Origin of the sequence: Achromobacter veterisilvae (assembly GCF_900496975.1) — a bacterium.
Classification (GTDB): Bacteria; Pseudomonadota; Gammaproteobacteria; order Burkholderiales; family Burkholderiaceae_B; genus Achromobacter; species Achromobacter veterisilvae.
In genome coordinates this window covers 1-25,054 of sequence record NZ_UFQC01000049.1, presented here as the reverse complement: position 1 = coordinate 25,054, position 25,054 = coordinate 1, and the positions used below count along the sequence as shown (strand labels likewise).

Genomic DNA, 25,054 nt, shown 5'->3' with positions numbered 1-25,054 from the left:
CAGCCATGACCCCCTACGAATCCCGCATCGCCACCGGCTCGGCCGGCTTCATCGAGCAACGCGCCGGCATGCTGGCCCTGATTGCCGAAATGCGTAGCCTGGAAGAGCGCGCCGCGCAAGCTTCGGCCGGCGCGGCCGCGACATTCGCGAGCCGCGGCGCCTTGTTGCCGCGCGAACGCGTCGACCGCCTGCTCGATCCGGGCCAGCCCTTCCTGCCCTTGGCCACGCTGGCCGGCTATGGCCTGGACGACTCCAATCTGGACACCTGCATCCCCGGGGGCTCGCAGATCGCCGGCATCGGCCATGTCAGCGGCGTCCGGTGCATGGTGGTGGCTACCGATTCCGCCATCGAGGCCGGCGCGCTCACCGAAGCCGGCAACCTGAAGCTGATGCGGTGCCAGGAAATCGCCCTGGAGAACAGGCTGCCGTTCGTGCACCTCGTGGAATCCGCCGGCGCCAACCTGCGCAAGTATCGGGTCGACAAGTTCATCCGGGGCGGCGGCATGTTCTACAACCTGGCCCGGCTTTCCGCCGCCGGGGTGCCCGTCATCACCATCGTCCATGGCTCGTCGACCGCGGGAGGCGCGTACATGCCCGGCCTGTCCGACTACGTCATCATGGTGCGCGGGCAAGCCAGGGCCTTTCTTGCCGGCCCGCCGCTGCTCAAGGCCGCGACGGGCGAAATCGCCACTGCCGAAGAACTGGGCGGCACGGACATGCACGCCCGAATCAGCGGCCTGGCCGAATACGTGGCCGATGACGACGCCCACGCGATCGCCATCGCCCGCGCCGTGGTCGGCGCCCTGCCCTGGCCGAGGGCGGAAGCCCCCGCGCGCGCCGCGCCGCCGCGATCGGACCCCGACGAACTGGCCGGCGCGATGGTGCTGGAACACCGCCGCCCCGTCGACATGCGCGAAATCATCGCCAGGATCGTGGACGGCTCGCTGTGGCTGGACTTCAAGCCCGACTACGGCGAGCACACGGTTTGCGGCCACGCCAGGATCGACGGACACGCCGTGGGGGTCATCACCAACAACGGGCCGATCGATCCCGCGGGAGCCACCAAGGCCGCCCAGTTCATTCATCTGTGCAACCAGTCGGGCACGCCCATCCTGTTCCTGCAGAACACCACCGGATTCATCGTCGGCCGCGCCTCCGAAGAGGCCGGAATGATCAAGCACGGGTCCAAGATGATCCAGGCCCTGTCCAACTCCCAGGTGCCCCAGATCACGATCCACTGCGGCGCTTCGTTCGGCGCGGGCAACTACGGCATGTGCGGCCGCGCCTTCCGGCCGCGCTTCTGCTTCTCGTGGCCCAATGCGCGCACCGCGGTCATGGGCGGCGAACAGGCCGCGGCCACCCTGGAGATCGTCGCGCGCCAACAGGCCGAGCGCACCGGCCGCCCTCTGGACGAAGCCCGGCTGGCGGCGCAAAAGGCCGACATCATCGCGAGCTTCGACCGTCAGGCCGGCGCGTTCTACACCAGCGGCCATTTGCTCGACGACGGCGTCATCGACCCGCGCGACACGCGCCCGGTGCTGGCCTTCGTGCTGGCCATCATCGCGCAGGCGCAATCGCATCCGTCGCGCCCCATACAGTTCGGGGTGCCCCGCTTCTGAATCCCCAGTGCCGGCCAAGCCCCTGCAAACAAGGAGAAGACATGCTTTACACGCAGCAGCACCGCGATCTGATGGACAGCCTGAGACGCTTCATCTCCGCCGAAATCGATCCCCACGTGGACGAATGGGAGGCTGCCGAGATCTTTCCCGCGCACGAACTGTTCAAGAAAATGGGCGCGCTGGGATTTCTGGGCATCACCAAACCCGAAGCCTATGGCGGCCTGGGGCTGGACTTTTCCTACGCCATGGCGGCATCCGAAGCCCTAGGATACGTCCGCGCGCAAGGCGTGGGAATGGGTATCGGCGTGCAGACCAACATGGCCACCCCCGCCTTGGCCGCTTTCGGCTCCGATGCGCTGCGCCGTGAATTTCTGGCCCCGGCCATCGCCGGCGACATGGTCGCGTCCATCGGCGTATCCGAACAAGGCGCCGGATCGGACGTCGCGTCCCTCAAGACCCGGGCCAGGCGCGACGGCGACGACTACGTCATCAGCGGCTCCAAGATGTGGATCACCAATGGCACCCAGGCGGACTGGATCTGCCTTCTGTGCAACACGTCCGATGGCAATCCGCACAAGAACAAATCGCTCATCGTGGTGCCGTTGCGCGAAAACGGCAAACGCGTCCGGGGCGTGGAAATCCAGAAAATCCGCAAGTTCGGCATGTGGAGTTCAGACACCGCCCAAATATTCCTGGACGAGGTGCGCGTACCGGCGCGCAACCGCATCGGGGAGGAAGGCATGGGCTTCATCTACCAGATGAAGCAATTCCAGGAAGAACGCCTGGACGGCGCCGCGCGCCGCCTTGCCGCCATCATGTGGATCCAGGAAACGGCGGACTATCTCGGGCAGCGCCAGGCCTTCGGCCGGCCGTTGCTGGACAATCAATACATACAGTTCAAGCTGGCCGAACTGAAAACCGAATTGGAGGCCTTGCGCGGGCTGATCTACCTCGCCACGCAAACCTATATCGAAGGCGGCGACGTGGTTGAACTGGCATCCATGGCCAAGCTGAAAGCGGGCCGGCTGTCTCGCGAAATCGCAGAATGGTGCATGCAGTTCCAGGGCGGCATGGGCTACACCTGGGACAACCCCGTGTCCCGCGCCTACCGCGACTACCGGCTGTGCTCCATCGGCGGCGGCGCCGACGAGGTCATGCTGATGGTGATCGCCCGCCATATGGGCCTGATGGCCAGGCGCGGCTGAGGCAGGCCATGGACAACGCCTACCGGCACCTCATCGTCGCCGATCGCCGCGGCCTGCGCTTCATCACGCTCAACCGCCCCGAAACCCGCAATGCGCTCGGCGCGGAGATGGTCGCCGAACTGGACCGCGCCATTACCGTCGAACCCGGCGAACCGCCGCCGCGGGCGCTGATCGTGCGCGGCAGTAACGGCTTTTTCTGTGCCGGCGGCAATGTCGGCGGCTTTGCCGCCAATCTGGCCGGCTCCGGGCGCCAGGACGAAGCCGCCGCGGCGCGCAATCTCGGATTCGGCAGTTTCATGGCGCGCCTGGCAACCCTGCCCATGCCCGTGCTCGCGGCGGTGGAAGGGGCGGCGATGGGCGGCGGCATGGGGCTGGCCTGCGCGGCCGACATCGTGCTGGCCACGGACGACGCTCGATTCGCCCTGAGCGAGACCAGGCTGGGACTGGTCCCCGCGCAGATCGCCCCATTCGTCGTTGCGCGCCTGGGGCTGCGCTTGGCGCGCCGGCTCGGCATCAGCGGCGAACACGTACGCGGCGCCGAGGCCGTGCGGCTGGGCATCGCGGACCAGCTTGCGCCGGACCGCAGCTCGCTCGACGGGCTGCTGGCGCACTGGCTGACGCTCATCTGCGCCTGCGCACCGCGGGCCAACGCCCTGATCAAGCCTTTGCTGGCCGAATGCGCCGCCGCGCCGCAGCCCGCGGGCGCCGAACCGGACCGCGCGGCCGCGCTGTTCGCGCGCTGCCTGCGCGATGAAGGCGTGGAAGGCATCGCCGCATTCCGCGAGCGCCGTCCCCCCAACTGGACCGAGACCATCACCGCCGACGACGTACGCCTGGCTTGCGGCGCCGCCTCTGCCTGAGACCTTCCATGACCGACAGAAAACTCGTCCGACCCTTCCACACCTTGTTGATCGCCAATCGCGGCGAGATCGCGCGCCGCATCGCGCGCAGCGCCCGGCGCCTGGGCTACCGCAGCGTCGCGGTGTACTCCGATGCGGACGCCGACGGCCTGCACGTGCGCGAGGCGGACCTCGCCGTGCGCATCGGCGGGCCGGCCGCCGGAGACTCGTATCTGAACATCGCGGCCATCCTGGAGGCCGCGCGCAGCGCCGGCGCGGACGCGGTGCATCCCGGCTATGGGTTCCTGGCGGAAAATGCGGAATTTGCCGCCGCAGTCGAACAAGCCGGCCTGGTCTTCGTCGGCCCGCCGGAGGCGGCTATCCGGATGATGGGCAACAAGGCCCGGGCCAAGGTGGCGATGGCCGAGGCGGACGTGCCTTGCATCCCCGGCTACCAGGACGGCGATCAGAGCGTCGAGGCCTATGCCCAGGCGGCGCGGCGCATCGGTTACCCGGTCATGATCAAGGCCGCGGCAGGAGGTGGCGGACGAGGCATGAGACAAGTCCGGAACCCGGAAGAACTGCCGCCGGCGCTGGCGTCCGCAGCGTCCGAAGCCGCGGCCGCATTCGGTTCGAACGAACTGATCCTCGAGAAGGCCATCGAGCGCGCGCGCCACATCGAAATCCAGGTGCTGGCGGATAGCCATGGCAATGTCATTCACCTGGGAGAGCGCGACTGCTCCATCCAGCGGCGCCACCAGAAGATCATCGAGGAAGCGCCGTCGCCGGCCGTGGACGATACGCTGCGCGCGCGCATGGGCCAGGCCGCGCTGCGCAGCGCGCGCGCCATCGGCTACCAGGGCGTGGGCACCATGGAGTTCCTGCTCGCCCCCGACGGCAATTTCTACTTCATGGAGATGAATACCCGTCTGCAGGTCGAACATGCGGTGACTGAAGCAATTACCGGGCTGGATCTGGTCGAATGGCAGTTGCGCGTCGCCGCGGGCGAACCGCTGGACTTGGAGCAGGACGCGCTGCAATTCCGGGGACACGCCATCGAGGTGCGCTTGACGGCCGAGGACGTGCCGGCGGGCTTCCTTCCGCAGACGGGAACGCTGCGGCGCTGGCGGCCGCCGCAGGAAACGCGCGCCCTGCGCATCGACCACGGACTCGCCGAAGGCGGTGCGATCTCGCCCTATTACGATTCCATGATCGCCAAGCTGATCGCCCATGGCCGCACCCGCGAAGAGGCGCGCCGCAAGCTGCGGCAAGCCCTGGAGCAATGCGTCGTGCTGGGCGTGCCCACCAACCAGTGGTTTCTGGCCGCCTGCCTGGAGGATCCCGTGTTCGCCGCGGGATCCGGCGTACACACGGGTTTCGTCGAGGAACGTTTCGGCGCACGCCTGAAAGCCCGCCCGGCCGCGTCCCCGCTGACAGTGGCGTGGGCCGCCTTCGCGGCCTATGCCTGCGCCATGGATGCGCCGGGTCCGGACATCTCGCCGCCGCGTCCCGCCGCCCGCCCGTGGCGCGCCAATCTGATGCAGGAAAACACCGCCTGGGACATCTGCGTGACGCCCGATGGGCAAGGCTGGCGCATCGAGGCGAATCTGGCCGAATCCACGATCGACACCGGGCCGCATCGGTTCGAACTGCGCAATGCCCGATGGCAGTCGCCCGATCGCAGCATTCTGGAGGCCGAGTTCGATGGCGCCCGCGAAAGCGTCTGCCTTGCTGCCGGCGAAGCCGGGCTGAGCCTGTTCCATCGGGGCCGCGCCTGGGAATTCCTGCAAGTCCCGGCTCACAAGCCGCGTAATGCCGCCATGGCGGACGGCACGGTCACGGCTCCTTTCACCGGCCGCATCCTGCTAGTTGCCGTGCAAGCCGACGATCAGGTCGGCGCTGGGGATCCCTTGCTCATCATGGAGGCGATGAAGATGGAGCACACTCTGTATGCCCCTGTCGCGGGCCGTATCGTGGAACTCGCGGCCCAGGCCGGCGGCCAGGCCTCCAAGGACAGGCTCTTGCTGCGCATCGAGCCGCCGGCATCCCGGGAGGCCGCATCATGAGCCCCGTCCGGATCGGCGGCGCCAGCGGCTTCTGGGGAGATTCCGCCACGGCCACCCCGCAACTGCTGGCGGTGCCGGGCCTGCAATACCTGGTTTACGACTACCTGGCCGAGACCACCATGTCGATACTGGCTCGCGCCCGCAGCAAGGACCCGTCGCTGGGATACGCCACGGACTTCATCCATGCCGCGATGGAGCCGCAACTGCGCCAGATCGTCGAGCGCGGCATACGCGTAGTGGCGAATGCCGGCGGGCTGAATCCCCAGGCCTGCCGCGACGCCCTCGCGCAGGCCGCGGCGCGCCAGGGCGTCGCGCCGCGCATCGCGATCGTCGTCGGCGACGACGTCCTGCCCCTGCTCCCCCGCTTGCGCGCGAAGGGTGTCGAAGGCCTGCCGGAAGCGCCCTATTCGGCCAATGCCTATACAGGCGCGCGCGGCATCGCGCTGGCGCTCGACCAGGGCGCGCAGATCGTCATTACGGGCCGCTGCGTCGACAGCGCCGCCGTGCTGGGGATCCTGGCGCATGAGCATGGGTGGCGCTGGGACGACTGGGACCGGCTGGCCGCCGGCACCCTGGCCGGGCACCTCATCGAATGCGGCGCGCAAGCGACCGGCGGCCTGTATACCGATTGGCAATCGGTGCCCGGCTGGGACAACATGGGCTATCCCGTCCTCGATTGTGCCGAGGATGGCAGCCTCGTGCTGTCCAAGCCCGCCGGCACCGGCGGCCTGATCGCAGCGGGCTGCGTCGCCGAGCAGGTGCTGTATGAGATCGGCGACCCGGCAAGCTATCTGATGCCGGACGTCATCTGCGATTTCCGCCATGTCGGCGTGACGCAGTTGGACGCGGACCGCGTCGCGGTGCGCGGCGCCCGAGGACGTCCGCCCACCGACAGTTACAAGGCCAACGCAACCTGGCGGGACGGCTACCAACTGGCAACGCTGTTGGCCATCCGCGGGCCGCAGGCGCAAGCCAAGGCCGAAAAGACCGCCGCCGCGCTGCTGGACCGCAGCCGCCGCATGATGCGCGAGCATGGCCTTGCGGATTACCGCGACACGCTGGTCGAAATGCTGGGCTGCGAGGCGCTGTACGGTCCGCAGGCTCGGCACTTCCCCACCCGCGAGGTCATCCTCCGCATCGCGGTCCGCCATGACCAGCCCCAGGCGCTGGGCTTCCTGCAACGCGAATGCGCCTCGGCAGGCACGTCCATGGGGCCGGGCACCCGCTCGTCCTTCTATGGCAGGGCCGACATCCAGCCCGTGATACGCGTCCAATCCTTCCTGCTGCCGAAGTCATGGGTAACGGAATACGTGCTGATCGACGAATCCCGCCACGCCGTTCCAGCGCCCGCCGCCGGCCCCGACACCGTTCCGCCGGCACCGGCGGACAGCGAGCCCGCCGCCGTCCGGCCAGGGGACAGCCCCGAGCGACTGCTCATCGTCCCCTTGCAGGCCGTGGCCTGGGCCCGCAGCGGCGACAAGGGCGACATCGAAAACATCGGCGTCATCGCGCGCCGCCCCGAATTCCTTCCCTGGATACGCGGCCAACTGGGCCCGGACCAGGTGCGCGCGTATTTCTCGCACCTGGTCAAGGGCCGGGTCGAGCGATACGACGTGCCGGGACTGCATGCCATGAACTTCCTGCTGCACGAAGCCCTGGGCGGCGGCGGCATGGCCAGCATGCGTTCGGACCCGCTGGGCAAATCCTACGCCCAGATGCTGTTGGACCACCCCCTGCAGGTGCCCGCCAGTTGGCTGGCGCAGGGCTGGATCGCCTTGCCGGAGACCTGACCCCGCCATCGACCCAGCCCGACCGCCATCCGCTGCGCGAATTTGCCGCTCCCGAGGAACGCCGTTTCCTGGGGTTGCCAAGACTAAAAGGAGACGACGACATGATGCGAACCATCACCAAAGGCATTGCCGCCCTGGCCGTTGCGGGCGTTCTTTCTTGCGCGGGCGCCGCCCGCGCCGAGTATCCGGAAAAACCGCTGCGCATCGTCGTGCCCTACACCACGGGCGGCGTTTCCGACGCCGTGACGCGGCTGATCGCCCGCAGGCTCAGCGACGAAGTCGGCCAGCCGATCGTGATCGAAAACCAGGGCGGAGCCAACGGCCAGATCGGCTCTTCGACGGTGGCGCGATCGGCCCCCGACGGCTATACCTTCGTCGTCGTGGTGATGGCGCACGCAATCAATCCCAGCCTGTACAAGCGCATGGCCTACGATCCCCTGCGCGACCTGCGGGGGATCAGCCTGTTCGGCCGCATTCCCATGCTGCTGGTGTCCAGCGGCAAACTGCCGCCGCGCAGCCTGGCCGAGTTCATCGCCTGGGCCAGGGCCAATCCCGACCGCGCCACCTTTGCTTCGAGCGGCGCGGGGTCGGGAGCGCAGCTCACGGCAGAGAAGTTCGCCCAGGAAAACGGGCTGCGCATCACGCACGTGCCGTACAAGGGCGTGGCGCCCGCCATGGGGGATCTCCTGTCCGGGCAGGTCGCCGCGATCTTCGATTCGGTGCAGACCATGATGCCCCAGGTCAAGGCGGGCAAGCTGCGCGCCCTGGCCATTACCAGTGCTGAACGCTGGCCGGCCGCTCCCGAGGTGCCGACCATGGAAGAAGCGGGCGTGCCGGGTTTCGCCCTGGGCAGTTGGATAGGGATGCTCGCGCCCTCGGGAGTGCCCGATGCCCTCGCTGCCCGCATGTCCACGGCCGTCCAGCGGGTCCTGGACCAGCCCGACCTGCGGGCGCAACTGATCGAGTACGGCGTGGATCCGGTCGGCGGCAAACCGGAGGAATTCGACCGCTTCATCGCCAGCGAGGCGCAGCGCTGGGCCAAGGTCATCGCCGAAGCCGGCATCCGCCTGGAGTAAACCATGTCTCCCCGCATCCTCGAAGGGGTCAAGGTCCTGGACCTGACCCGCGTGATCGCCGGTCCGCTGTGCACGCAGATCCTGGCCGACATGGGCGCCATCGTCTACAAGATAGAACGACCCGGCGAAGGCGACGACACCCGGCGCATGGGGCCTTTCCTGCCCGACGCCCATGGAGACGACAGCAACGACTCCGCCCTCTACCTGGCCTACAACCGAGGCAAGCGTTCCGTCACCATAGACATCTCCACGCCCGAAGGAGCCGCGTTGGCGCGCGACCTGGCCATGCGCTGCGACATCGTCATGGAAAACTACAAAGTCGGCACCCTGGCCAAGTATGGGCTGGACTACGCCACGTTGGCCGAACGCAAGCCCGGCCTGGTCTATTGCTCGCTGACCGGCTTCGGCCAGAACGGCCCCTACGCGCAGCGCGCGGCCTACGACTTCATCCTGCAAGGGCTGGCGGGGGTCATGAGCACCTGCGGCCACGCGGACGACGCCCCCGGCGGCGGTCCCATGCGCACGGCGATCCCCATCACGGATGTCGTCACCGGCCTGTATGCGGCCATCGCCATCCTGGGCGCCCTGCTGCACCAGCGCCGCACCGGCACGGGCCAGTACGTGGATACCTCCATGCTGGACGCCTCGGTCGCGCTGAGCGGCCATCTGGCGGTGGGCTATCTCATGACCGGACGGCTGCCGGCCAGGCAGGGCAACACCAATCCCATCGCGGCGCCGTCCGAAGTCTTCGCCTGTGTCGACGGCCGCATGATCCTGGCTGCCGGAAACAACGCGCAGTTCCACGCCCTGTGCGAAGTGCTGGACCGGCAGGATCTGGCAGCCGACCCGCGCTTCGCCAGCAATGCCTCTCGGGTCGCCCACCGCACCGAACTGCGCGACCTGCTGGCGCCGCTTCTGGCCGCGCGCCGGCGCGCCGATCTGTTTCCCCTGTTCGACCGGGCCGGCGTGCCCGCGGGGCCGATCAACGACCTGGCCCAGGTGTTCGAGGACCCACAGGCGCGGCATCGGCGGCTCGCCCTGTCCGTGCCCCACGGCCGCGGCTGCGGCACCCCCACCCTGCGCAGCCCCCTGGACTTTTCGGCCACCCCGGTGCGCTACGGCCCGGCCCCCATGCTGAGCCAGCACAGCACCGAAGTCCTCCGTGACGAACTGGGCCTGGAGCCGGCCCGCCTGGAGGAATTGCGCGCCCGCGCTATCATTTGAGCACTGAAGCCGAAAGCCGGGGCCCATCCCCGGTAGCGGCCCCCGGCGCCGCCATGCAACAATCCACCGGTTTCCCTCCCCGCCGCCCCAGGCGGCGCGAGCGTTGGCCGGCGCGCTTCCGGGGTTTCTTGCGTCGAGCATAACCTCGCTACAATAGTCGGCTTGCCCTATCCATGGCTCGCGCGGGGATGGGCGCATAAAAACATAGACATAAACACCCAAACAGACTAACCGCAGGAGAATTCAATGTCCGTTATCGATACCGCCAGCCTCGTCGTGGCCCAGGCCGCCCCTGAAGGCAACGCGCTGATGGGCATGCTGCCCATCATCCTGATGTTCGTGATCCTCTATTTCCTGATGATCCGTCCCCAGATGAAGCGCCAGAAGGAACACCGCAATCTGATCGCCGCCCTGGCCAAGGGCGACGAAGTGGTCACCGCCGGCGGCATGCTCGGCAAGGTCACCAAGGTCAACGACAGCTACGTCACCGTCGAAGTCTCCGAACTGGCCGACAAGCCCGTCGAAGTGATCATGCAGAAGTCCTCGGTCTCGACCGTGCTGCCCAAGGGAACCATCAAGGCCCTGTAAGCGTCCCACAGGAGCCCTATCGGGCTCTTCGTTCCTTTAGCGGGAACAGGCCCCAGGCACCTCCCGCCGCCCGCCGCGCTTGCCGCCCGGGCGGCCCTTTCATCACTCTCACATGAAGTAGCCGGCAATGAACCGCTATCCTCTCTGGAAGTACATTACGGTCCTGATCGCGGTCATCATTGGCCTGCTGTACACGCTTCCCAATTTCTACGGCGAATCCCCCGCCGTCCAGGTTTCCAGCGCCAAGGCCACCGTCAAGGTCGACAACGCCATGCTGGGCCGGGTCGACCAGGTCCTGGCGGACGCCAAGATCCCCAACGAGGGGGTCTATTACGAACAGAACGGCACGCTCGGCACCGTCCGCGTGCGCTTCGCGTCGACCGACCTGCAATTGCAGGCCCGCGACCTCATCGACAAATCCCTCAACACCGTCGCCGGCGACCCGCACTACACGGTCGCGCTGAACCTGCTGCCCGCTTCGCCCGCCTGGATGCGCGCGCTGGGCTGGTTCGCGCCCAAGCCCATGTACCTGGGCCTGGACCTGCGCGGCGGCGTGCACTTCCTGCTGCAGGTGGACATGCAGGGCGCCCTGACCGCCCGCTACGACTCCCTGGCCGCCGACGTGCGCTCGGTGCTGCGCGACCAGAAGATCAACGTGGCCGGCGTCGAACGCTCGGGCCTGGGCGTCGCCGCCACCTTCGCCAACACGGCCGACCGCGACCGCGCCATCTCCACCCTGCGCAGCCGCCTGCCCGACCTGGAGTTCACCGAACGCGAGGAAAACAGCAAGCCCGTGCTGATCGGCGCCCTGAACCCGGCCGCCGTCACCCGCGTGCAGGATTCCGCGCTGAAGCAGAACATCAATACGCTGCACAACCGCATCAACGAACTGGGCGTGGCCGAACCGGTCATCCAGCAGCAAGGCGGCGACCGCATCGTGGTCCAGTTGCCCGGCGTGCAGGACGTGGCCAAGGCCAAGGAACTGCTGGGCCGCACCGCCACGCTGGAAATCCGCATGGTCGACGACACCCCCGCCGCGCAGGCCGCGCTGCTGGGCGGCACCGTGCCCTTCGGCCTCGAACGCTACAACGACCGCGACGGCCGTCCGATCCTGGTGCGCCGCCAGGTCGTCCTGACCGGCGAAAACCTGCAGGACGCCCAGCCCGGCCGCGACTCGCAGACCCAGCAAGCCGCCGTCCACCTGACGCTGGACTCCAAGGGCGCCCGCATCTTCCGCGACGTGACCCGCGACAACATCGGCAAGCGCATGGCCATCCTGCTGTTCGAGAACGGCAAGGGCGAAGTGGTCACGGCCCCGGTCATCCGCAGCGAAATCGCGGGCGGGCAGGTGCAGATCTCCGGCAGCATGGGCCCCGAGGAAGCCGCCGACACCGCGCTGCTGCTGCGCGCGGGCGCGCTGGCCGCGCCGATGTCCATCATCGAAGAACGCACCATCGGCCCGAGCCTGGGCGCCGACAACATCTCGAAGGGCTTCCATTCGACGCTGTACGGCTTCCTGGCCATCGCCGTGTTCATCATTCTGTACTACCACCTGTTCGGCGTGTTCTCGACCATCGGCCTGACGCTCAACGTGCTGCTGCTGCTGGCGCTGCTGTCCATGCTGCAGGCCACGCTGACGCTGCCGGGCATCGCGGCCATCGCGCTGACGCTGGGCATGGCCATCGACTCGAACGTGCTGATCAACGAGCGCATCCGGGAAGAACTGCGCGCGGGGGCCTCGCCGCAGCAGGCCATCCACCATGGCTTCGAGCGCGCCTGGGGCACGATCCTGGACTCGAACCTGACGACGCTGATCGTGGGCCTGGCGCTGCTGGCCTTCGGCTCGGGCCCGATCCGGGGCTTCGCCGTGGTGCACTGCCTGGGCATCCTGACCTCGATGTTCTCGTCGGTGGTGGGCGTGCGCGCGCTGGCCAACCTGTACTACGGCCGCAAGAAGAAGCTCACGACTATCTCCATCGGTGAAGTCTGGAAGCCGAAGACCAACTGAACATCCGCGCGGGCGGCATGGCCGCCCGCCACCGATAAAGCCGAAGGCGAAAAATGGAATTTTTCCGTATTCACCGCACCATCCCGTTCATGCGCCACGCGCTGGTGCTGAACATCATCAGCCTCGTCACCTTCGTGGCGGCGGTCTTCTTCATCCTCACGCGCGGCTTCCACCTGTCGATCGAATTCACCGGCGGCACGGTCATGGAAGTCAACTACGCCCAGACGGCGCAGCTTGAAAACGTGCGCGGCGTCGTCTCGAAGCTGGGCTACACCGACTTCCAGGTGCAGAACTTCGGCACCTCGCACGACGTCATGATCCGCCTGCCCCTGCAGGAAGGCCAGACCTCGGCCACCCAGAGCGAAACCGTCATGGCCGCGCTCAAGGCCGCCGATTCCGGCGTCGAACTGCGCCGCGTGGAGTTCGTAGGCCCGCAGGTGGGCCAGGAACTGCTGCACAACGGCCTGATGGCGCTGCTCGTCGTGGTCATCGGCATCATGGTGTACCTGGGCTTCCGCTTCGAATGGAAGTTCGCCGTCGCCGGCGTGATCGCCAACCTGCACGACGTGGTGATCATCCTGGGCTTCTTCGCCTTCTTCCAGTGGGAGTTCTCGCTGTCGGTGCTGGCGGGGGTGCTGGCCGTGCTGGGCTACTCCGTGAACGAATCCGTGGTCATCATGGACCGTATCCGCGAAAACTTCCGCAAGTACCGCAAGGCGGACGTGCAGGAAGTCATCAACAGCGCCATCACGCAGACGATCTCGCGGACCATCATCACCCACGGCTCGACCCAGATGATGGTGCTGGCCATGCTGTTCTTCGGCGGCCCCACCCTGCATTACTTCGCCATGGCCCTGACCATCGGCATCTGGTTCGGCATCTATTCGTCGGTGTTCGTCGCCGCGGCGCTGGCCATGTGGATGGGCGTCAAGCGCGAAGACCTGGTCAAGCCCGTCAAGAAGGAAGGCGAGGAAGGCGAAGCCGCCTGACCCTGCTTCCGCCCCCCTCGAACCCGCCGCGAAAACGGCGGGTTTTTTCATGCGCGGCCGCGGCGCGCGGCGATGCCGCTTGCCTGACACATAAGTATGCGCTAATGTATCGGCATGATCGAAAACGACATCTTCAAGGCGCTGGCCGACCCGACCCGCCGCGCGATCTTCGAGAAGCTGGCCGCCGGCGGCATGAACGCCAGCGCCTTGCGCGCGGGCATGGAAATCAGCCAGCCGGCCATCTCCCAGCACCTTGCGGTGCTGCGCAAGGCCAGGCTGGTGCGGGAAACCCGGCAGGGCCGCTACGTCAACTACCAGGTCGATCCGGACGGCCTGGCGCTCATCGCCGGATGGCTGGCGAAATACCGCGCCTACTGGCCCGCCCGTATCGACGCCCTGAACGCCCTGCTCAAGGACATGGACCAATGAACGACACCGCCCCCGACGGCCAGCCGCAAGACATCGTGCTCGAGTACGAACTGGACGCGCCTCCCGACAAAGTCTGGCGCGCCATCAGCATTCCCGAGTTCCGCGAGCAGTGGCTGCCCGCCCGGGCGCTGGCCTGCGCCGACCCGGTGGACGCGACGCCCGCCCAGGAAGTCCGCTACCGCATGCGGGACGACGAGCCGCCCTTCCTCGAAAGCCTAGTGACGTTCCAGCTCCGGCCCGCCGAGGGCGGCGGCACCGTGCTCCGGATCATCCATGCGCTGGACGACGCGCGGCTGGAACGCCGCGGACGCGCCGCCGCGAACGACGCCGGCCCCTTCCTCATGCGCGCGGCCTAAACCCGGGCTCCGCGCGAAGCATCCGCAACACAGGAGATCGTCCATGCAGGACGTCATGCAATACGTGCCGATGGTGGTCGAGCAGTCGGGCCGGGGAGAACGGTCCTTCGACATCTATTCGCGGCTGCTGCGCGACCGCATCATTTTCCTCAACGGCGAAGTCAACGACGCCGTGTCGGCGCTGGTCTGCGCGCAGCTCCTGTTCCTGGAGTCCGAAAACCCCACCAAGCCGATCTATCTGTACATCAACTCGCCCGGCGGCGTCATCACCAGCGGCCTGGCGATGTACGACACCATGCAGTACATCACGTGTCCGGTGCACACGCTGTGCATGGGAACCGCCCGTTCCATGGGCTCGTTCCTGCTGATGGCGGGCGAACCCGGCGAACGGTGCGCGCTGGCGAACGCCAGCCTGCACGTCCACCAGCCGCTGGGCGGCTTCCAGGGCCAGGCGTCGGACATCCTCATCCACGCCGAGGAAATGCAGCGGACCAAGGACCGGGTGATCCGGGTCTACGCGCAGCACTGCGGGCGCAGCTACGAGGAGGTCGAGCGCACGCTGGACCGCGACCGCTACATGACCGCGGAAGAAGCGCTGGAGTGGGGGCTGATAGACCGGGTCCTGAAACGGCGCGATCTCGATGGCTGAGGCGGCCCGCTGGGCTACCATAGCCACACCATGAAACTCGTCATCGATCACCTCGTCATCGCCGCCGCCGACCTCGACAGCGGCACCGACTACGTCGCCGGGCTCCTCGGCATCGCGCCCGCCGGCGGCGGCGCCCATCCGCGCATGGGCACCCACAATCGGGTGCTGGGCCTGGCCGGCGGCATCTACCTGGAAGTCATCGCCATCGACCCGGACGCGGACGCGCCCGAGCGGCCGCGCTGGTTCGGGCTGGACCAGGGCGACGTGCGCGCCCGGCTGGAACAGGGCCCCTACCTGGCCCACTGGGCCGCCCGCGTGGAAGCGCCGCTGGACCTGACGCGCATGCAGGCCGAGCATCCGCAACGCCTCCCCCCCGCCATCCCCATGTCGCGCGGCGCGCTGCGCTGGCGGCTGACGGTGCCGGACGACGGCAGCCTGCCCGCCTGGCGCGAGGCCGGCCACGCCGCCGGCGACGGCCTGCTGCCCACGCTGATCCAGTGGGACGTGCCGGACTACCCCGGGGTACGCCTGCCGCGCCAGAACCTGACGCTCAAGGAGCTGTCCGGCAGCCATCCCCAGGCGGGGCTGCTGCGCCAGGGCCTGGCCTGGCTGGGCGCCGACCACCTGATCCGCCTGGAACAGGCCGACGGCCCGCCGCGCCTCGGCGCGCAGATAGAAACCGCGCAGGGCGTGAAGATCCTGGCCTGAACGGCCCGCCCCCCACGATCCGGAGACCCATCCATGCCCGCCCCCCGCAAGCGATTCGACGAAGACCCCTATCTGGACCGGTGCGACGCCACCGTGGTGGCCGTGGGCCCCGAAGGCATCGAACTGGACGAAACCGTCTGCTACGCGCGCAGCGGCGGACAGGCGGGCGACAGCGGCACGCTGACGCTGGCCGACGGACGCGTGCTGCCCCTGGCGGACACGCGGTACGCCGACGACCGCCAGCGCATCCTGCACGTGCCGGACGGCGACGCGCTACCCCAGGTGGGCGAGCGCGTATCGGTCGCCATCGACTGGCCGCGGCGCCATCGGCTCATGCGCCTGCACACCTGTCTGCACTTGCTGGGTTCGCTGGTGCCCGCGCCCGTGACCGGCTGCAATATCTCGCCCGACTCCGCGCGCATCGACTTCGACCTGCCCGAATCCACGCTGGACAAGGCCGACCTGACCGAACGCCTGAACGCGCTGATCGGCGCCGGCATCGGCGTCAGCATCGACTGCATCACGCCCGAACAACTGGCGGCGCAGCCCGACCTGGTGCGCACGGTGGGCGCCGCCCCGCCGGCCGGCACCGCCAGCATCCGCATCGTCGAGATCCCGGGCGTGGACCGCCAGCCCTGCGGCGGCACGGGGAACCCAACCTTCCGCGTGTCTGACACCCGAGGAGATGGACGCCGCCGTACTCGGGCGCTGGCGGGTGTCTGACACCGGCCGTATCTGTATCTGGACGGCCGTTCAAAGTCAGCCGGTGTCAGACACCCAGGAAGACTGTTTCGTGGTCGAAAGACCGTCTCATACGGGTGTCAGACACGCGGAAGGTTCGGAAGGTTGGGTTTACTCCACCACCTCCAAGGCGCCCGCAACGGCCACTGGTACTTGCCGTCCAGCACCCTCGGCGCCAGCACGTGGCCGACCAGCACCGCGATGCCGGCGGCCGTCATCACGTCGGAGAGGTAGTGGTCCAGGTTGACCAGCCGGCTGACGGCCACCAGCGCCGCCAGCAGCAGGAACACCCAGCGCCAGCGCGGCGCCAGGATGCCCAGCACCACCGCCACGGCGAATGCCGCGTAAGTATGGCTGGACGGGAAGGAATTGAAGAGCTGGGAACGCGAAAACGATTCGCCCAGCCCGTAGATGCCTTTTTCGAAGAAGAGCTCGGGCCGCGCCCGCGCCACCGAGCGCTTGAGCACCAGCACGATGAGCCCGCCCACCGCCATGGTGGCAAGCATCAGCAGGCTGCCCCGCGCCATGCTGGCATAGCTCATGCGCACGGGGTTGCGCCAGCCGCGCGCCAGTCCGACCAGCCCGATGACATAGAAGGCCAGCGCCATGACGATGTAGTGGCCGCTTTCGCCCATTTCGCCGACCCATTCGAACGAGGCGTCCACGGGCTCCGTCACCGACCGCTGGATCCAGACGGCCAGCGGCAGGTCTATCCACAACGCGCAGGCGCCGGCGGCCAGCGCCAGCGCGCATCCCAGCAGCAGCCAGACCAGCGGAGAAAAGGGGTTGCGGAAGCGCTCGGCGGCGAGCGCGCCCGGGGCGGCATCGACCGCGGGAGCGGCAACCGGAGGCGTCAAAGGGTTGGATGTCATCGGTGCCGCTTTCTGGGAAATGAGAAATATTACTGGAGTCTGATATCAGTGCGCCCGCTATCGTAACGGCCCCCGGGCGCCAGACCAAGAAACAAATTTCGCGCAAGGGTTAAAATTCGGCCTTTCCCATCTCTCTGCCCCCGGGATCTACACCCGTCACGGCGACCATCATGCAAGAAATCTCCCTCAAGCGCGCGGACGCTCCGCGCGACGGCGCGAACGCCGCCGCCACCCCGGCCGCCGGCACCGGCTCCCCTCGCAAACTCTACATCCGCACCTTCGGATGCCAGATGAACGAGTACGACTCGGACAAGATGGCCGACGTGCTGCGCGGCGACCAGGGGCTGGAACTGACCAACGACCCCGAAGAGGCCGACGTCATCCTGTTCAACACCTGTTCGGTGCGCGAGAAGGCGCAGGAAAAAGTCTTCTCCGACCTGGGCCGCGTACAGCACCTGAAGAAAACCAATCCCAACCTGGTGATCGGCGTGGGCGGCTGCGTGGCCAGCCAGGAAGGCGAGGCGATCGTCAAGCGCGCGCCCTACGTGGACGTGGTGTTCGGCCCGCAGACGCTGCACCGCCTGCCCGAGCTGATCCAGCGCCGCCGCGAAGAAGGCCGCTCGCAGGTGGACATCAGCTTCCCCGAGATCGAAAAATTCGACAACATGCCGCCCCCGCGCGTGGACGGCGCCACGGCCTTCGTCTCGATCATGGAAGGCTGCAGCAAGTACTGTAGCTTCTGTGTGGTGCCCTACACCCGCGGCGAGGAAGTCTCGCGCCCCTTCGACGACGTGCTGGTCGAGGTGGCCGACCTGGCCGACCAGGGCGTGAAGGAAGTGACGCTGCTGGGCCAGAACGTGAACGCCTACCGCGGCCGCATGAGCGACACGGACGAGATCGCCGACTTCGCCATGCTGCTGGAATACGTGCACGAAATCCCCGGCATCGAACGCATCCGCTACACCACCTCGCACCCCAAGGAAATGACCCAGCGCATGGTGGACGCCTACGCCCGCCTGCCCAAGCTGGTGTCGTTCCTGCACCTGCCGGTGCAGGCCGGCAGCGACCGGGTGCTGGCCGCCATGAAGCGCGGCTACACCACGCTGGAGTTCAAGTCCGTCGTGCGCCGCCTGCGCGCCGCCCGCCCCGACCTGACCCTGTCGTCCGACTTCATCGTCGGCTTCCCCGGCGAAACCGAGGAAGATTTCGAGAAAACGATGAAGCTGATCGAGGACGTCGGTTTCGACACCTCGTTCTCGTTCGTGTATTCGCGCCGTCCGGGCACGCCCGCGGCCGACCTGCACGACGACACGCCGCAGGACGTGAAGCTGCGCCGCCTGCAGCGCCTGCAGGCGCTGATCAACGAGCAGGCGGCCGTCATCGCCCGCAACATGATCGGCACGCGCCAGCGCCTGCTGGTCGAGGGCCCCTCGCGCCGCGACCCGAACGAACTGATGGGCCGCACCGAGAACAACCGCATCGTGAACTTCGCCGCGCCCGCGCGGCTCATCGGACAAATGGTCGACGTCATCATCACCGAAGCGCACACCAATTCGCTGCGCGCGCGGGTGGCCGGCGTGGACCGCGTTTCCCCAGAGGCCGAATGACCACATCCCGCTCCCGCGCCCGCCGCAGCATGCCCGCCATCGTCGTCCTGGACGGCGACAACACCCACCTGTCCAATCTCTGCGGCCCGCTGGACGAAAACCTGCGCCAGTTGGCCGACGGCATGAACGTCAAGCTGTCGCGACGCGGCAGCCGGGTCACCATCGAAGGCGAACTGGCCGAACTGGCCGCCCGGGTGCTGCGCCGCTTCCACGAACAGGCCGTGCACCGCGCCCTGTCGGTCGACGACATCCAGTTGGGGCTCGTCGAGATCGGCGTCGGCCGGCAGGAAGAGACACTGAAGGAAGAGCAGGCCCAGGAGATGGACCCGCTGCCGGCCCTGGACGACGAAAGCGACGGCATCGCCCTGCGCACCAAGCGCAGCGACCTGCGTCCGCGCACGCCCCGCCAGCGCGACTACCTGAACAACATCCTCAAGCACGACATCACGTTCGGCGTCGGCCCCGCCGGCACCGGCAAGACCTGGCTGGCCGTGGCCTGCGCCATCGACGCGATGGAGCGCGACACCGTGCAGCGCCTGGTGCTGACCCGTCCGGCGGTCGAGGCCGGCGAGCGCCTGGGCTTTTTGCCCGGCGACCTGGCGCAGAAGGTGGATCCGTACCTGCGGCCGCTGTACGACGCGCTGTACGACCTGATGGGCTTCGAGAAAGTGCAGCGCCTGTTCGAAAAACAGACGATCGAGATCGCGCCGCTGGCCTACATGCGCGGCCGCACGCTGAACCACGCCTTCGTCATCCTCGACGAAGCGCAGAACACCACCCCGGAACAGATGAAAATGTTCCTGACCCGGATCGGCTTCGGCAGCAAGGCCGTCATCACCGGCGACCCGTCCCAGGTGGACCTGCCGCGCGGCCAGGACAGCGGCCTGGCGCATGCGGTGAAGGTGCTGCACGACGTGCAGGGCATCGCCACCACCCGATTCACCAGCCGCGACGTGGTGCGCCATCCCCTGGTCGCCCGGATCGTCGACGCCTACGACCGCGCCGCCGAAGAATGAAGCCTGACCTGTCCCTGTCCGTCCAGTACGGGGTGGAAGAAGCCCGCCTGCCCCGCTGGCGCCTGCGCCGGTGGGCGGAACGCGCCCTGGCCGCGGCGGCGGAAGACGGCCTGGTCGGCTTCTCGGCCGCCGAACTCAGCCTGCGCCTGGTCGGCGCGGCCGAAGGCCGGCGCCTGAACCGCGATTTCCGCGGCCGCGACTACGCCACCAACGTGCTGACGTTCGAATACGGCGTGGACCCGCTGGGCGTGGCGCGCGGCGACATCGTGATGTGCGTGCCGGTGCTGGTGCGCGAGGCGCGCGAACAGCGCAAGGCGCTGCTGGACCATGCCGCGCACCTGACCATCCACGGCGTGCTGCACTCGCTGGGCTACGACCACATCAAGGCCCGCGACGCCCGCCGCATGGAAACGCTGGAGACCGCCACGCTGGCCGCCATGGGCATCGCGGACCCCTACGTGGCGCCCTGACAGCCCCTGCGCGGGGCGCTTTTGCCCTTGGCGTGGTCCGCCGGCAAAAAAGCCGAAAATTGACGCCCAGCAAGGCGCAGATAGCGGTAGTTTCCCTCATTTTGGCCCCTGCCGTTACAAACTGGAAGCCACTTTCGGTTATGCTGGCTCTTCCACAACTTGTCCTCCCGGACGATGTCTGACCCTTATCCCGCTCCCGAAGCGACGCCTGCTCGCTCGTCCAAACCCGCCACCAAATCCCTTCTAGACCGCCTGCTTTCCCTCGTGCGCCGCGAGCCCGAGGACCGCGAAGGCATCAAGGCCGTCCTGGAAGCCGCGCACGACCGCCATCTGCTCGACGCGGAGTCCTACAAAATGATCAAGGGCGCGCTCGCCGTGTCCGAGGGCACCGTGGGCGACATCATGGTGCCGCGCTCGCGCATGGACCTGCTGGACGTCACGCAGCCCATTCCGTATCTCGTGGCCTCGGTTATCGAGACCGCGCATTCGCGCTTCCCCGTCTACGAAGGCGACCGCGACAACATCATCGGCATCCTGCTGGCCAAGGATCTGCTGCGCTGCATGCTGGAACCCGGCATCGAGTTGCGCACCCTGGTCCGCCCGGCCGTGTTCATCCCCGAATCCAAGCGCCTGAACGTGCTGCTGCACGAGTTCCGCGCCAGCCGCAACCACCAGGCCATCGTCATCGATGAACACGGCGGCATTTCGGGCCTGGTCACGATGGAAGACGTGCTGGAACAGATCGTCGGCGACATCGAAGACGAATTCGACGAAACCGAGGAAGACTCGATCTTCCCCGAAGGCGAAAACCAGTGGCGCGTCCTGGCGGCCACCGATATCTCGCACTTCAACGATGTCTTCGGCTGCCAGTTGCCCGACGACGAATACGACAGCGTCGGCGGCTGGATGGGCGGCCAGTTGGGCCGCATTCCGCGCCGCGGCGACACCGCCGAGTTCGACGGCCTGCGCCTCGAAGTGGCCCGCGGCGACGCGCGCCGCGCCATCTGGCTGCGCGTCAAGCGCAACGCCTCGCCCCGCGCCTCCCAGTCCTCCGCCGACGCATGACGAGTTCTCCGCGCGGCCGTCTCCTGCGCGGCGCCGCCGGGCTGCTGCTGGCGGGCGCCGCGCATGCCCTGACCTTCTCGCCCGGCCCCTTGCCCGACTGGGCGCTGGCGGCAACCCAGGTCCTGATGCTGGCCATCGCCGCCCGCGCGACGCTGTACGCGCCCTCCGCCAGGCAGGCGTGGGCGCGCGGCTGGCTGTTCGGCTTCGCCACCTATGCGCTGGGCCTGTACTGGATCTTCATCAGCCTGCACCGCTACGGCGACCTGTCCGCGCCGCTGTCGGCCGCCGCCGTGCTGGCCCTGTCCGCGTTCCTGGCCCTGTTCCCGGCCACCGCGGCCGCGCTGGCGCGCCGCTATGCGCCGCTTTCGCCGGACTCGCCGCCTTCCCGCATCCTGTCGGGCACCCTGGCCTGGGCCGCGATGTGGGCCGCGTTCGAATGGCTGCGCGCCGTGCTGCTGACGGGATTCCCGTGGCTCAACATCGGCTATGCGCAGGTCGACGGCCCGATCGCGGGCTGGGCGCCGCTGCTGGGCGTGCACGGCATGGCGTTCCTGTCCGCCTTCGTCGCCGCCGCGGCCGCCAGCCTGTGGCAACCCTCGAAAAAGGCGGGGCCCGGCCCGCGCCACGCGCTGGCCGCCGGCATCGCGCTGGCGCTGGCCGCCGCCGGCTGGCCGCTGTCGCGCATCGACTGGTCCGCGCCCGCCGGCGATCCGCTGAACGTCCGGCTGGTCCAGGGCAACATCGAACAGTCCCAGAAATTCGACCCCGCCCTGCTCGAACAGAGCCTGATCCGGCACCTGGACCTGACGGCCATGCCGCCGGCGCCCGGCGTGCCGGCCCCGCAACTGATCATCCTGCCGGAAACCGTGCTGCCCCTCTTCCAGGACCAGCTCGATCCGCGCATCTGGAACACCTGGCGCGGCGTGGCCGCGCAGCGCAATACCGTCATCGCGATGGGCGTGCCGCTGCACGACCGCGTGGACGGGCGCGACCGCTACACCAACAGCGTCATGGGCTTCGACGGCGACACCCCGCTCGAACAGCTCCTGGCCGGCAACACCGCGATGCGCTACGACAAGCGCCACCTGGTGCCCTGGGGCGAATACGTGCCGCCGGGCTTCCACTGGTTCGTCGACATGCTGAACATTCCGCTGGGCGACTTCGACCGCGGCGCGCCGCGCCAGACGCCGTTCGCGGTGGGCGGCCAGCACCTCGCGTTCAACATCTGCTACGAAGACCTGTTCGGGCCGGACCTGCTGCCCGCGCTGCAACCGGGCCCCAATGGCGAACCGGGCGCGACGATCCTGGTGAACGTCAGCAACCTGGGCTGGTTCGGCGACTCCTGGGCCCTGCGCCAGCACTTGCAGATCGGCCGCTTGCGCACCATCGAAACCGCGCGGCCGATGCTGACCTCGACCAACACCGGCATCACCGCCGCCATCGACGCCCGCGGCCGCGTGGCGGCGCAGCTCGCGCCGCTGCGGGCCGGCGTGCTGCCGGTGGCCGTGCAGGGCATGACGGGCCTGACGCCCTATGCGCGCTTCGGCGACAAGACGGCCCTGGCCCTGATCGGCCTGGCGCTGATCGCGGCGGTCGGCAGCGGCCGCAAGACCCGCCGCCGCTGACGCCCTCAGGCGAACAGATTGGCCGGCAGCGCGCCGTTCTCTTTGGGCGGGCGCAACGGCCCCGTTCCCGCGCCCGTCCGCTCGATCGCCGCGGCGATGGCGTCCATGTCCTCGCCGTCCAGTTCCAGCGCCGCGGCGCCAAGCAGCCCGTTCACCTGGGCCGCGCTTCGCGCGCCCACGATGGCTCCCGTCACGCCGGACCATGCCAGCGTCCAGCCTGCCGCCACCGCGGCGACGGTCGTGCCGTGGCGCTCGGCGACCGGCTTGAAGGCCTCGGCCAGCGCCAGGTTGCGTTCCAGGTTCGGCGATGCGAATTCCGCGTTGCGCGCCCGCCAATCGTCCTTGGGCAAGGCGCGCGCGCGGTCCACGCTGAAGCGGCCGGTCAACAGGCCGGACTGCATCGGGCTGTAGACGATGACGCCCGTGCCGTTGCGGGCGCACCAGGGGATCAGGTCGCCGCCGGCCCCGCGCTGGACCGCCGAAAACGGCGGCTGCAGCGTATCCACGTGGCCCAGGGCTTCGGCGTCCTGCAACTGCGCCAGATTGTGGTTCGACAGGCCCACGGCCCTGACCTTGCCTTCGCGCTTCAGGTCCAGCAGTACCTGCCAGTAGGTTTCCAGCGGCGTGCCGTCGCCGGCGGGCCAGTGCATCTGGTAGAGATCGATGCGTTCCACTCCCAGGCGCCGCAACGAGCCGTCGATTTCCCGGCGGATGCTGGCCGGCGCGCCCGTGCGCCGGGGCATTGCGCCCGGCTGTTCGGCGGACCAGGTCAGGCCGCATTTGGTGAAGACGTAGGGCCGCTCGTCCAGCGGCATCTGCGCCAGCGCGCGGCGCACGATCTCCTCGGAATGCCCCAGCCCGTAGACGGCCGCGGTGTCTATCCAGTTGATGCCGCGCTCCACCGCCCGGCGGATCGCCTCGATGGAGTCGGTGTCGTCCTGGGGACCCCAGCCCACCGCCCAGCCGTTGCCGCCGATGGCCCAGGCGCCCAGGCCGATGCGGGTGATCGCCATGCCGGTGCGGCCCAGCGGGCGCGTGGGGAAAGAGGTGTTGCTGCTCATTGCGCTACGTCCATGTCTTGATGTCCGCCGCCGTCAGCCCCGCGGCGGGCTTCGCGGGCGCGCCACGCCGTCTTGGGACAACATCGCCGGACGCGGCGGATTTTTTTGGATCACGATAGCATTCTCGCAAATCCTTGATTTTCCTGGGCTTGGCGCCGGCAAGGGTTTTCCGCCCTGCGCAAGAAACGCGCAAAACCGGGCTTGCGGGCATTCCCTGGCCCCTTTTTTTCGCAACTTTTTTGTTTTTTGCCGCAAAGCGACTTGCACACCCTATTTAGTTCGTGCATAATCTCGTTTCTTCGCCAACGGCACTAAACAAAACCGGCAACGACAGACGAAAATTTCGTGAAAACCTCTCGAAAAGTTCGTAAAAACGTTGAACGGAATTGATTAGAGAAACGGGGGTATAGCTCAGCTGGGAGAGCGCTTGCATGGCATGCAAGAGGTCAGCGGTTCGATCCCGCTTACCTCCACCAGTCCAAAGCGAAGAATGCAGTACGAGTTTTGCAGGTCCAGGTCCCCTTCGTCTAGAGGCCTAGGACATCACCCTTTCACGGTGAGTACAGGGGTTCGAATCCCCTAGGGGACGCCAGTTCGCTGGCAGCAGTAAGCAAGTAGTTTGATGCAGTACCTAGATGCAGTTGAAGTGACCAAGTAGTTGAGTAAGCCGCTGCGGAGCGGTAGTTCAGTTGGTTAGAATACCGGCCTGTCACGCCGGGGGTCGCGGGTTCGAGCCCCGTCCGCTCCGCCAAAAGCTCTCTCGCCCAGGGTCTTTCAAGAGCTCCGTATTCGGGGCTTTTTGCTTTTTAGGGTGTAAGGCCTGGTTGCCGGCAGTCTGTGGCAACGAGGATTCCTGGGGGGTATAGCTCAGCTGGGAGAGCGCTTGCATGGCATGCAAGAGGTCAGCGGTTCGATCCCGCTTACCTCCACCAGTAAGCAGTACGGTAGTAAAGTTGTTTGTTCAGGTCCCCTTCGTCTAGAGGCCTAGGACATCACCCTTTCACGGTGAGTACAGGGGTTCGAATCCCCTAGGGGACGCCAGTTCGCTGGC

General features: G+C 67.8%; 22 protein-coding genes and 5 tRNA genes. 25 read left to right on the top strand and 2 right to left on the bottom strand.

What is annotated here, in order from left to right; all coding sequences use genetic code 11:
- Positions 1-5: 5 nt before the first annotated feature.
- The 15 genes from AVE30378_RS28740 (at position 6) to AVE30378_RS28670 (ending at position 16,269) form a co-directional block, all read left to right on the top strand.
- The gene (locus AVE30378_RS28740) at positions 6-1,619 is read left to right on the top strand and encodes an acyl-CoA carboxylase subunit beta (protein WP_129246063.1); all 1,614 of its coding nucleotides are present in this window, start codon (positions 6-8) and stop codon (positions 1,617-1,619) included.
- 41 nt (positions 1,620-1,660) lie between these two features.
- A complete protein-coding gene (locus tag AVE30378_RS28735) occupies positions 1,661-2,824 on the top strand; it encodes an acyl-CoA dehydrogenase family protein (RefSeq protein ID WP_129246061.1) in 1,164 nt (387 codons plus the stop codon).
- Between the two features lie 8 nt (positions 2,825-2,832).
- Positions 2,833-3,684 (top strand): enoyl-CoA hydratase/isomerase family protein, encoded by an 852-nt coding sequence (locus AVE30378_RS28730; RefSeq protein WP_129246058.1) that lies wholly within the window; start codon positions 2,833-2,835, stop codon positions 3,682-3,684.
- An 8-nt stretch (positions 3,685-3,692) separates the two neighbouring features.
- On the top strand, positions 3,693-5,729 hold the full coding sequence (locus AVE30378_RS28725) for an acetyl/propionyl/methylcrotonyl-CoA carboxylase subunit alpha (RefSeq protein ID WP_129246056.1): 2,037 nt from the start codon (positions 3,693-3,695) through the stop codon (positions 5,727-5,729).
- Positions 5,726-7,519 carry an acyclic terpene utilization AtuA family protein gene (locus tag AVE30378_RS28720; RefSeq protein WP_129246054.1) on the top strand — a complete coding sequence of 598 codons (1,794 nt, stop codon included), beginning with the start codon at positions 5,726-5,728 and terminating at the stop codon, positions 7,517-7,519. Before AVE30378_RS28725 ends, AVE30378_RS28720 begins: the two co-directional genes overlap by 4 nt.
- A gap of 101 nt (positions 7,520-7,620) precedes the next feature.
- Positions 7,621-8,595, top strand: a complete 975-nt coding sequence (locus tag AVE30378_RS28715; protein ID WP_129246052.1) for a Bug family tripartite tricarboxylate transporter substrate binding protein — start codon at positions 7,621-7,623, stop codon at positions 8,593-8,595.
- A gap of 3 nt (positions 8,596-8,598) precedes the next feature.
- Positions 8,599-9,819, top strand: a complete 1,221-nt coding sequence (locus AVE30378_RS28710; RefSeq protein ID WP_129246050.1) for a CaiB/BaiF CoA transferase family protein — start codon at positions 8,599-8,601, stop codon at positions 9,817-9,819.
- Between the two features lie 246 nt (positions 9,820-10,065).
- Positions 10,066-10,407, top strand: a complete 342-nt coding sequence (yajC, locus tag AVE30378_RS28705; protein ID WP_013395762.1) for a preprotein translocase subunit YajC — start codon at positions 10,066-10,068, stop codon at positions 10,405-10,407.
- A gap of 127 nt (positions 10,408-10,534) precedes the next feature.
- On the top strand, positions 10,535-12,415 hold the full coding sequence (gene secD / locus AVE30378_RS28700) for a protein translocase subunit SecD (protein ID WP_129246048.1): 1,881 nt from the start codon (positions 10,535-10,537) through the stop codon (positions 12,413-12,415).
- A gap of 53 nt (positions 12,416-12,468) precedes the next feature.
- Positions 12,469-13,404, top strand: coding sequence for a protein translocase subunit SecF (gene secF, locus AVE30378_RS28695; RefSeq protein WP_129246046.1), 936 nt, complete (start codon positions 12,469-12,471; stop codon positions 13,402-13,404).
- Between the two features lie 114 nt (positions 13,405-13,518).
- Positions 13,519-13,833 carry an ArsR/SmtB family transcription factor gene (locus AVE30378_RS28690; protein ID WP_129246043.1) on the top strand — a complete coding sequence of 105 codons (315 nt, stop codon included), beginning with the start codon at positions 13,519-13,521 and terminating at the stop codon, positions 13,831-13,833.
- Complete coding sequence (locus tag AVE30378_RS28685; RefSeq protein ID WP_129246041.1) at positions 13,830-14,189, top strand: SRPBCC family protein; 360 nt, start codon at positions 13,830-13,832, stop codon at positions 14,187-14,189. Before AVE30378_RS28690 ends, AVE30378_RS28685 begins: the two co-directional genes overlap by 4 nt.
- Before the next feature lie 43 nt (positions 14,190-14,232).
- Positions 14,233-14,838 (top strand): ATP-dependent Clp protease proteolytic subunit, encoded by a 606-nt coding sequence (locus AVE30378_RS28680; RefSeq protein ID WP_129246040.1) that lies wholly within the window; start codon positions 14,233-14,235, stop codon positions 14,836-14,838.
- 30 nt (positions 14,839-14,868) lie between these two features.
- On the top strand, positions 14,869-15,546 hold the full coding sequence (locus AVE30378_RS28675; protein ID WP_129246038.1) for a VOC family protein: 678 nt from the start codon (positions 14,869-14,871) through the stop codon (positions 15,544-15,546).
- 33 nt (positions 15,547-15,579) lie between these two features.
- Positions 15,580-16,269, top strand: coding sequence for an alanyl-tRNA editing protein (locus tag AVE30378_RS28670; protein ID WP_129246036.1), 690 nt, complete (start codon positions 15,580-15,582; stop codon positions 16,267-16,269).
- Between the two features lie 98 nt (positions 16,270-16,367).
- Here AVE30378_RS28670 and AVE30378_RS28665 read toward each other — a convergent pair whose 3' ends face one another.
- Positions 16,368-17,159, bottom strand: a complete 792-nt coding sequence (locus tag AVE30378_RS28665; protein WP_129246034.1) for a phosphatase PAP2 family protein — start codon at positions 17,157-17,159, stop codon at positions 16,368-16,370.
- Between the two features lie 170 nt (positions 17,160-17,329).
- Between AVE30378_RS28665 and miaB the strand changes: the two genes are divergently transcribed.
- From miaB to lnt, 5 genes are all read left to right on the top strand, one after another.
- On the top strand, positions 17,330-18,766 hold the full coding sequence (gene miaB, locus AVE30378_RS28660; RefSeq protein WP_129246032.1) for a tRNA (N6-isopentenyl adenosine(37)-C2)-methylthiotransferase MiaB: 1,437 nt from the start codon (positions 17,330-17,332) through the stop codon (positions 18,764-18,766).
- Positions 18,763-19,782 (top strand): PhoH family protein, encoded by a 1,020-nt coding sequence (locus AVE30378_RS28655; RefSeq protein WP_129246030.1) that lies wholly within the window; start codon positions 18,763-18,765, stop codon positions 19,780-19,782. Before miaB ends, AVE30378_RS28655 begins: the two co-directional genes overlap by 4 nt.
- Entirely contained in the window at positions 19,779-20,252 is a 474-nt protein-coding gene (gene ybeY / locus AVE30378_RS28650; RefSeq protein ID WP_129246028.1) for an rRNA maturation RNase YbeY, read from the top strand. Before AVE30378_RS28655 ends, ybeY begins: the two co-directional genes overlap by 4 nt.
- Before the next feature lie 174 nt (positions 20,253-20,426).
- Positions 20,427-21,317 (top strand): HlyC/CorC family transporter, encoded by an 891-nt coding sequence (locus tag AVE30378_RS28645; RefSeq protein WP_129246026.1) that lies wholly within the window; start codon positions 20,427-20,429, stop codon positions 21,315-21,317.
- Entirely contained in the window at positions 21,314-22,942 is a 1,629-nt protein-coding gene (gene lnt / locus AVE30378_RS28640; protein WP_129246024.1) for an apolipoprotein N-acyltransferase, read from the top strand. The genes AVE30378_RS28645 and lnt overlap by 4 nt, the downstream gene beginning before the upstream one ends.
- A gap of 5 nt (positions 22,943-22,947) precedes the next feature.
- On the opposite strand, the gene AVE30378_RS28635 is transcribed toward lnt, so the two are convergent.
- Entirely contained in the window at positions 22,948-24,003 is a 1,056-nt protein-coding gene (locus AVE30378_RS28635) for an aldo/keto reductase (RefSeq protein WP_129246022.1), read from the bottom strand.
- Between the two features lie 400 nt (positions 24,004-24,403).
- Between AVE30378_RS28635 and AVE30378_RS28630 the strand changes: the two genes are divergently transcribed.
- From AVE30378_RS28630 to AVE30378_RS28610, 5 genes are all read left to right on the top strand, one after another.
- A tRNA-Ala gene (locus AVE30378_RS28630) sits at positions 24,404-24,479 on the top strand.
- A gap of 40 nt (positions 24,480-24,519) precedes the next feature.
- A tRNA-Glu gene (locus AVE30378_RS28625) sits at positions 24,520-24,595 on the top strand.
- A gap of 82 nt (positions 24,596-24,677) precedes the next feature.
- Positions 24,678-24,754 (top strand) — tRNA-Asp (locus tag AVE30378_RS28620).
- A gap of 105 nt (positions 24,755-24,859) precedes the next feature.
- Positions 24,860-24,935: transfer RNA gene (locus AVE30378_RS28615), tRNA-Ala, on the top strand.
- A 33-nt stretch (positions 24,936-24,968) separates the two neighbouring features.
- Positions 24,969-25,044, top strand: a tRNA-Glu gene (locus AVE30378_RS28610).
- The last annotated feature ends 10 nt before the right edge of the window (positions 25,045-25,054 follow it).